At 62.1% G+C, this 6,759-nt stretch carries 12 protein-coding genes and 2 pseudogenes; 12 read left to right on the top strand and 2 right to left on the bottom strand.

Annotation, left to right across the window (positions count from 1 at the left end; translation table 11 throughout):
- Both RMO18_RS03810 and RMO18_RS03815 read left to right on the top strand, forming a co-directional pair.
- Positions 1 to 279, top strand: a pseudogene (locus RMO18_RS03810) (amino acid ABC transporter ATP-binding protein); the annotation flags it as partial.
- Entirely contained in the window at positions 279 to 620 is a 342-nt protein-coding gene (locus tag RMO18_RS03815; RefSeq protein ID WP_309664002.1) for a hypothetical protein, read from the top strand. The pseudogene RMO18_RS03810 and the gene RMO18_RS03815, both read left to right, overlap by 1 nt.
- 104 nt (positions 621 to 724) lie before the next feature.
- On the opposite strand, the gene RMO18_RS03820 is transcribed toward RMO18_RS03815, so the two are convergent.
- Together RMO18_RS03820 and RMO18_RS03825 are read right to left on the bottom strand one after the other, a co-directional pair.
- Positions 725 to 889, bottom strand: a complete 165-nt coding sequence (locus RMO18_RS03820; RefSeq protein ID WP_309664004.1) for a hypothetical protein — start codon at positions 887 to 889, stop codon at positions 725 to 727.
- Between the two features lie 258 nt (positions 890 to 1,147).
- Positions 1,148 to 1,588 carry a helix-turn-helix domain-containing protein gene (locus RMO18_RS03825; RefSeq protein ID WP_309664005.1) on the bottom strand — a complete coding sequence of 147 codons (441 nt, stop codon included), beginning with the start codon at positions 1,586 to 1,588 and terminating at the stop codon, positions 1,148 to 1,150.
- Between the two features lie 75 nt (positions 1,589 to 1,663).
- Between RMO18_RS03825 and RMO18_RS03830 the strand changes: the two genes are divergently transcribed.
- From RMO18_RS03830 to RMO18_RS03875, 10 genes and pseudogenes are all read left to right on the top strand, one after another.
- The gene (locus RMO18_RS03830; protein WP_309664006.1) at positions 1,664 to 1,870 is read left to right on the top strand and encodes a hypothetical protein; all 207 of its coding nucleotides are present in this window, start codon (positions 1,664 to 1,666) and stop codon (positions 1,868 to 1,870) included.
- The gene (locus RMO18_RS03835; protein ID WP_309664009.1) at positions 1,867 to 3,084 is read left to right on the top strand and encodes a hypothetical protein; all 1,218 of its coding nucleotides are present in this window, start codon (positions 1,867 to 1,869) and stop codon (positions 3,082 to 3,084) included. Before RMO18_RS03830 ends, RMO18_RS03835 begins: the two co-directional genes overlap by 4 nt.
- A 76-nt stretch (positions 3,085 to 3,160) precedes the next feature.
- Positions 3,161 to 3,613, top strand: a complete 453-nt coding sequence (locus RMO18_RS03840; protein ID WP_309664010.1) for a Mu transposase C-terminal domain-containing protein — start codon at positions 3,161 to 3,163, stop codon at positions 3,611 to 3,613.
- Positions 3,614 to 3,661: 48 nt separating this feature from the next.
- Positions 3,662 to 3,874 carry a hypothetical protein gene (locus RMO18_RS03845; protein ID WP_309664011.1) on the top strand — a complete coding sequence of 71 codons (213 nt, stop codon included), beginning with the start codon at positions 3,662 to 3,664 and terminating at the stop codon, positions 3,872 to 3,874.
- Between the two features lie 35 nt (positions 3,875 to 3,909).
- Positions 3,910 to 4,698 (top strand): ATP-binding protein, encoded by a 789-nt coding sequence (locus RMO18_RS03850; RefSeq protein WP_309664012.1) that lies wholly within the window; start codon positions 3,910 to 3,912, stop codon positions 4,696 to 4,698.
- On the top strand, positions 4,698 to 4,982 hold the full coding sequence (locus RMO18_RS03855; protein WP_309664013.1) for a hypothetical protein: 285 nt from the start codon (positions 4,698 to 4,700) through the stop codon (positions 4,980 to 4,982). The genes RMO18_RS03850 and RMO18_RS03855 overlap by 1 nt, the downstream gene beginning before the upstream one ends.
- A complete protein-coding gene (locus RMO18_RS03860) occupies positions 4,979 to 5,308 on the top strand; it encodes a hypothetical protein (RefSeq protein WP_309664015.1) in 330 nt (109 codons plus the stop codon). The genes RMO18_RS03855 and RMO18_RS03860 overlap by 4 nt, the downstream gene beginning before the upstream one ends.
- Positions 5,309 to 5,570: 262 nt before the next feature.
- Positions 5,571 to 5,997, top strand: a pseudogene (locus tag RMO18_RS03865) (regulatory protein GemA).
- Between the two features lie 295 nt (positions 5,998 to 6,292).
- Complete coding sequence (locus RMO18_RS03870; protein WP_309664016.1) at positions 6,293 to 6,436, top strand: hypothetical protein; 144 nt, start codon at positions 6,293 to 6,295, stop codon at positions 6,434 to 6,436.
- Positions 6,437 to 6,456: 20 nt separating this feature from the next.
- Positions 6,457 to 6,759, top strand: a 303-nt coding sequence (locus tag RMO18_RS03875) for a Mu-like prophage major head subunit gpT family protein (RefSeq protein WP_309664017.1), incomplete at its 3' end; no start/stop codon positions are given.

The raw sequence follows: 6,759 nt of genomic DNA on the forward strand, positions 1-6,759 counted from the left end.
CTGTGCATGAAACCCCGGATCATGCTGTTCGACGAGCCGACCTCAGCCCTTGACCCCGAGATGATCAAAGAGGTGCTGGACACCATGATCCAGCTTGCCGAAGAAGGCATGACGATGATCTGCGTGACCCATGAGATGGGCTTTGCTCAGGCCGTGGCCAACCGGGTGATCTTCATGGATCAGGGTCAGATCGTCGAACAGAACGAACCGAAGGAATTCTTCAACAACCCGAAGAGCGACCGGACGAAGCTGTTCCTGAGCCAGATCCTCGGGCATTGATGTTCCGGGCTGCTTTCATCGGCGTGGGCTTGCTTTGGGCGGGGGCGGCCGCGGCCGAAGACGGTCTGACCAAACCCGCCGAATGCATTTTGATCGTGAAGGGGGCTGACATCATCCGTGGCGCTTGCCTGACGGATGGCATCGGCGCTGGCGGCGCGTTTGCGATTGCCTCAACCGACGGAAAGTATGCCGCACAGGTGCGCGTCAAGGCACCGGGAGTTGGTGAGGCCTTTTGGAACGACACGCCCTTTGCCGACACGTCAGACGTGTCCCTTGGCGCGGTTGTGCTGATCGGTGCCTGCTGGGCAAGCGACAAGGCCAAACTTTGCGTCACCCAGTGATCGTGACAGCAGAACGCCGTTCCTAAGCGGGCGCAGGGAGGGTGCCACCCCACCAGTCCCGCACAAACAAACTCTGGGCAGGGCTTCAGCCCGGCCCTCAGCACTCACCCCTTCTTCTTCGCCTCGGCCACAGCTTTCATCCGCTCCAGCAGCTCCGCCTTGGCCTTGCGCGCCTCTTCGGCGACCTCGGCGATGGTCTTGCTGCGGCCTTCCTTGTTCTTCGGCTCGTGCTTGCCGCCCTTCGGGTTCCCCGATTTGCCGTAATCCATGGTGATCCCTTTCGATCTGATCGGCTGCAAATGCCCCAATCAGCGCCCATCTGCAAGCGTCAGTAAGCTTGTGGTGACGCGCGACAAATTGTGCCGGAAGACAACGCGTTGACCAACGAAGGTTTGCGGACCTTCACAACCCAATGATTTCAGGGGGTTAGCGTTTTCTTTTCCGGCGTAATTGGTAACATGGGACCGGAAGGATAAGCTATTGATTTGGTTGCTAAAGGCTATGGCTAGCGAAGGGACTAGCGAAACTCACTTCGGGGTGAAGAAGTCCTCAAAGACGATCAAGTTGAGGGCTTGTCGGGGATCGTCCGACCCCGTTTCTTCCATGCGGGCGCTGAGGTCTAGGAGCGCTTTCTCAAGTCCTACCGCCAGTTGCTTCGGCAGGAAAGGGCCGTCCCTCAAAAACGTCGGATAGTCTGTAATCCTAGCACCCGCCCCCAAGACTAGGCGCACCAAAGCCAACACCCAAGCGTCCCGTTCCACGGGGTCAAAGTTGGGGTCGAGTATGTCGGGAAGAGAGGTGGGCCGCTCAGAAGCAAGACGCATGTAACGTTCCGGGACGGTGCCGCGCCTGCGCCAGCTGGTGACCGTGCTGCGGCCGAGCCGTAGCCGGTCGGCTAGGCCCTGATCGGTCTCGACCCGAAAGCGCTTCCTGAGCGCAGCGATTGCCTCTTCCACGTCGGCAGACATGGCAACCCCCTTGACTGGCGCAATACAACATAAAATTGTTGCATTGCGCCCAAGTGTGGCGCTAAGGAACACGCCATGTTGCATCTTGATACACCCTCGGATGATCTTTTGAAAGACGTTCGTGCGCTACTGGTGAAGCGCGGAACGTCGCTTGCGGCTTTCTGCAAGGTTCACGGCTTCACCAGGCAAGCCGTCACGCTCACAGTGACCGGTCGGCGCACCGGGCCGAAGTCCACGGCTCTCATGGCCCAATTCCTGGCCAAAGTCCGGGAAGCCGCATGATGTATCTCGCCCCGGAAAGCTTTGCCGCCTCAATGGGTATCGGCGTCCGCGCCGCCCAGGTGGCTTTCCGAAATGCGGCCGACGGAAAGCCCTGGAAGGGTCACCACTTGCCGGTGATCGCAATCAAGGGACAGTCTGTCGGAGCAGGCGGAAAGGTTTGGGCCTTGGCGGTGGACCGCTGCCCGGCCGAGTTGAAGGCGAAGCTCGGGGTCTTTGAAAGCCCCTTTGAAGCCCCCATTCAAGGCGAGTTGAACGGCAAGGTCGAACCGTTGCAATGGGCAGAGCAAGCGGACCGGCTGCGAATCATTCGGCCGGTTCTGGACCTCCCCAAACGCTCGGCCGAGCGGGTCGAGGCCTTCCGTCGCATCGCGGCCGAGCGGAACGTTGTCCGGGGATGCCCGACCAGGCTTGCCGACACCACCATCCGGGATTGGGTGCGGCTGCATGAGCTGCAAGGCCCGGCCGGGCTGATCCCTGCCTTGCCCGCGGACAAGGGCAAGGCACGGGTGACTTTCACCAGGGGATGGGACGCGGGGATTGACCTGCGGATGGACCGTCGTGCTGCCCTTGCCGCGCGGGTGACGCGGATTGCCCAAAGCCTGGTCGCGACAGACGGCAGGTCGATCCGCGAGACGTTGCGCCTTTGCAGTGACCATCTGTGCCGCCTTTCGGCCGACGCCGGGTCGCAACTGCCGGTGCCGGTCCTGCGGGGCCTTTGCCAGCTCAACGTAAAGTGGGCCGAGCGGGCCGACCTTGAGCGCTATCGCCTCTCATACCTCGCCCGGAAGGATCACAAGCGCCACCAGGACAAGACGGTGGGCCGGGCGAGCCTCGCGCTGGCAGACCGGCCGATGAGTCTTCTGCAAGGTGACGTGCACTATGCTGACATCGCGGTGGAAGATCAGGCCGAGCCGGTCCGACTGCGGCTGATCGCTTGGCTGGATATGTCGAGCCTCTTCCTGTGGGTGACGCCAGTCCTGCTTTCCAAGGGGCAGGGCATCGTTCAAGCCGATGTGGCCGAGTCCCTAGCCTATGTGACCATGTGCCCGCATGGGGGCATCCCGGAACACTTCTACCTGGACAACGGCGGCGAATACTCGGCCCTTGCCGAAGCGATGCGGCGGCTGGAATACCTCGCCCAGGATCAATTCGGGCTGACGCTCGCCAAGCCCTACTTCGAAGGGGTCGATCGAGGGCCTTTTCAACATCCTTGAACAGGTCTTCAAAGGCCTTCCCGGATGGATTGGTGGGCGGCGGGACAACAAGAAAAGCGCGAACAAGGGCAAACCGGTGGCCCCCTACCGGCGCGGCCTCGGCCAACTGGTGGAAGACGTCGCGGCCTGTGTCGCCATCTACAACAGCCGCCCCCAAGGCATGGCCAGTCGGCTTGGGGGGCTGTCCCCCAAAGAGGCGCTGGAATTGAAGATCGAGGCCACCGGCTTTGAAGCGCGGACACCCTCGGAAGATGTCTTCGACCTGATTTTCAGCCGCCCGGAAACACGGGCCGTGACCCAAAGCAGCGTGAAGATCGACAACCGGATTTATCACGGCCCGGTCCTGCACCGGATGATGCCGGGTGAGAAAGTCGAGATCCTGCTACCTCTGCGCAATGACCGGGGCCAGGCATGGGTCAACTTGCCCGGCCGCGCGCCGGAACGGATCGAACTGGCCCCGACCTTCGCCTATGGCGACCGTGCCGGTGCCCGCTACCAGGCGGGGCTTGAGGCCGCGTCAAACCGCTAGGTGCGGGAACTTGAGCGCGACCTGGACCGGTCTGTCTCCACCTTTGAAATGCAGAAGCTTGCAGCCGATATGACCCCGCCAAAGGCGCGAGAGCCGCAGCGCTGGACCCAAGCTCGCGTGATCAACAAGACCGAGCCGCGCCGGACGGAAGACGAGCTGCGCGACGAACGCGCACGGGCCGTTCAAGCGGAAATGGACCGTCTAAACGCGATTATCGCGACCCAGGAATCGAAGCGGGCAATCGGCGGAGGCAACCGCTGACTGCCCTTGTGCAACCCAAGACCGTAGGAGGTCACATGTCTGCGAAGCACGATCCAACCCCTATCATCCCTACGCGGGCCTATTCAACACTCGCGAACATCGGCCAGACCTTGCTTGAAACCGCAAGGCTCGGCATCGTTCGCGGGCCGGTCGGCATCGGCAAGACCTATGCGCTTCGGCAGGTCGCGGAAGACCTGACCAACGGCGATGATGTGGTCTTTCTCTTCGAAGCTCCGTCCGACAAGAGCGCGTCGGTGCATCGCTTCTATCAGAAGCTTCTCTTTGACCTCGGCTTCGGCGGATACGGCGGCGCGGACCCTTACGAGTTCTTCAAGGGCCAGATGCTTCGCAGCTATCCCTTTCGGACCTTCAAGCCTCGGCCGCGCATCCTCTTGATCGTGGATGAATGCCAGCGCCTCGCGGCGAACGTGCTGGAAACCCTGCGCAGCGCCTATGATCAGGGCCAGATCGCCCGCGACCACATGGGGGACGCGCCCGCCTTCGGTGTTCTGCTAGTCGGCAACCATCACTTCCTCACTCGCGGCGGTCGCGCGGTGTCAGCTACGTTCGATGCACTGCAATCGCGCGCGCCGATCAATGTGGACCTGCCGCGTCCAGACGCGGCCGAATATCGGGCTATCAGCCGCTCGTTCTTTCCGGAGTCGGACGAGCTGACCGCGGCCATTGCCCTGCACGGGGCCAAGCGCGGCAACTTGCGGGAAATGTCCGAAACCTCTGCCATGGCGCGCAACCTTGCCAACGGCTCGCCCGTCACGGCCGCGCACCTGGCGAAGGCGATGCTCTTTTCCGGGGGTGCGGTGTGATGAGTGATATCTTCGAAATGAAGCTTCGGCTGGACGGCGCGTCGATGACCGAGTTTGGCGGTTTTGTCGCTCTTGTCTGCGTCCAGTTCCCGGCGCTGGTAATCGCGGAAATGGATCATCTTCTAGCCGCGAGCGCAGCCCCCGCATTGGAACTTTCGGCGTTTCGGGCAACGTTGCAGCAGCTGAGGGATCGGGCGGCTGACGCGGCAAAGTTCGGGAACGGCGTCGCCACTATCATCGGCATGTGCCAACCCGAGCGGATCGACGGAGGGCCGGTGCAATGAGCAAGCCGCAAAGCATCATCATCCCGCAGGATGACCGCACCCGGCCCGTCACGGTGCAGCTTTATGAAGCCGAGCGCAAGCGCGGCGCAGCGGCATCGGAATTTATGCCCTACGCCCTTTTGGATGCTGCCAACGTCTTCAACCTGATCCATGAGGGGCTTTCTCTCGGGCACTTCGACGGCACCAATCCCGGCCTGATCAGCGTTGCCAACATCTGCGCGCAGCACTTCCGGCGACTGGCCGAGAACGAGGGCGAGCATCTGGCGCAGCTGACCCAGCGGCTTGAGGATGCCGCCCCGGCCGAAGGTCAAGGGGGGAATGCATGATGCAGATCACTCTGACACCGTAAGAGGCGAAGCGCTTCCTCGCAGCGGCGCAAGACCTGCCCATCGTGATCGACCAGGCGACACACGCCCTCGCCCTGTTGGGCAACCTCATGCACGGGCGGGACCATGACGGACACTTTGGCCTTGCCTGCATTGCGGAACTCACGTCCCGCGCCTTGGATGCGGCCCACGCCAATCATAACGAGACGATGGTGGACCTCGCCCGTCACCTGCAACCTTCGCTGCCGAAAGGAGGCAATCAATGACCCTGACCAGACCCCAGAAGACCATCCTGCACGTCGCCGCATCCAAGCTGAAGTTGGACGATGAAACCTACCGCGCGGTGCTGGTGAAGATCGCCGGCGTCACTACGTCCAACGATCTTGACCAGGCCGGATTTGAAGCGGTGATGGGCTTTGCCGACTATTGCGGCTTCCGGCCCTTGGCCAAGGGTGCGCCGCGCTATGGCAACCGCCCCGGCATGGCGACCTATGCCCAGCTGGAGCTGATCCGCGAGCTTTGGCGCGAGTTGCACGACCAGGCGACGTGCGACGATGAAGGCGCTCACCGGCTGGCTTCTGAAACACCACAAGGTCAGCTCCATGCGCTTCCTCACCCTGGACGCGGCGCGCAAGGTGATCACTGCCCTGAAAGCATGGAAGGCCCGGCCAAGGTCCAAGGCCGCGTGACGGACTTCGACTCGCCACGCAGGGGCGGTGCCGGAAGGTGCCGCCCTTCGCTTTTCAGCCCGGCTCCAAACACCCCCGAAAACGGGCCGTGGAGAGGGCTTGCCTGTTTTCGGCCCCCTACTCTCACGAAACCCACTGACCCCGTTTAATTTCGTCGGGATGGCGTTTAATTTCACAATCTGATCGGGGGGCGAGGGTCGGCTTGACGCAAAGCCCCCATCCGGGCATGTTTCCGGGGCTGGCGCGACACGGTGATACTCTCGCGGCCGTAGCACGATCTTCGGGTCGAAGCGCCATGCAGGGTTTCCGGGAAACCGGGGGCGAGGCCCTGCCGCCAGCACATTTCACCCATCCGAAATACCCCCGCAAACCCTTGCGTCTGTTTCGGCTTTTCCCGGTCTGTTACACCTGTTCCAACATTGGCGCAGCCCCGCGCTGACCTCGGAACAGGACCGAACCATGATCATCAATGCCCAAGTTCTCGACCTCGCCTTCAAGGGCTTCAAGACCGTCGTCACCGACGCGATGATCCAGGCTGCGGCCTTTGCCGATCAGATCGTGATGACCGTGCCCTCTGCCAGCCGCGATGAAACCTATGGCTGGTTGGGCAGCTTCCCGGCGATGCGCGAATGGCTTGGGCCGCGCAACGTCAAGAACCTGGTCGCCAACGGCTTCACCATCCAGAACCGCAAGTTCGAATCGACGCTGGAAATCCTGCGGGATGACATTTCCGATGACCGGCTTGGCATCTTCACGCCGATG

The sequence above is a fragment of the Tabrizicola sp. genome, assembly GCF_031377265.1.
Lineage (GTDB): Bacteria > Pseudomonadota > Alphaproteobacteria > Rhodobacterales > Rhodobacteraceae > JAUYQR01.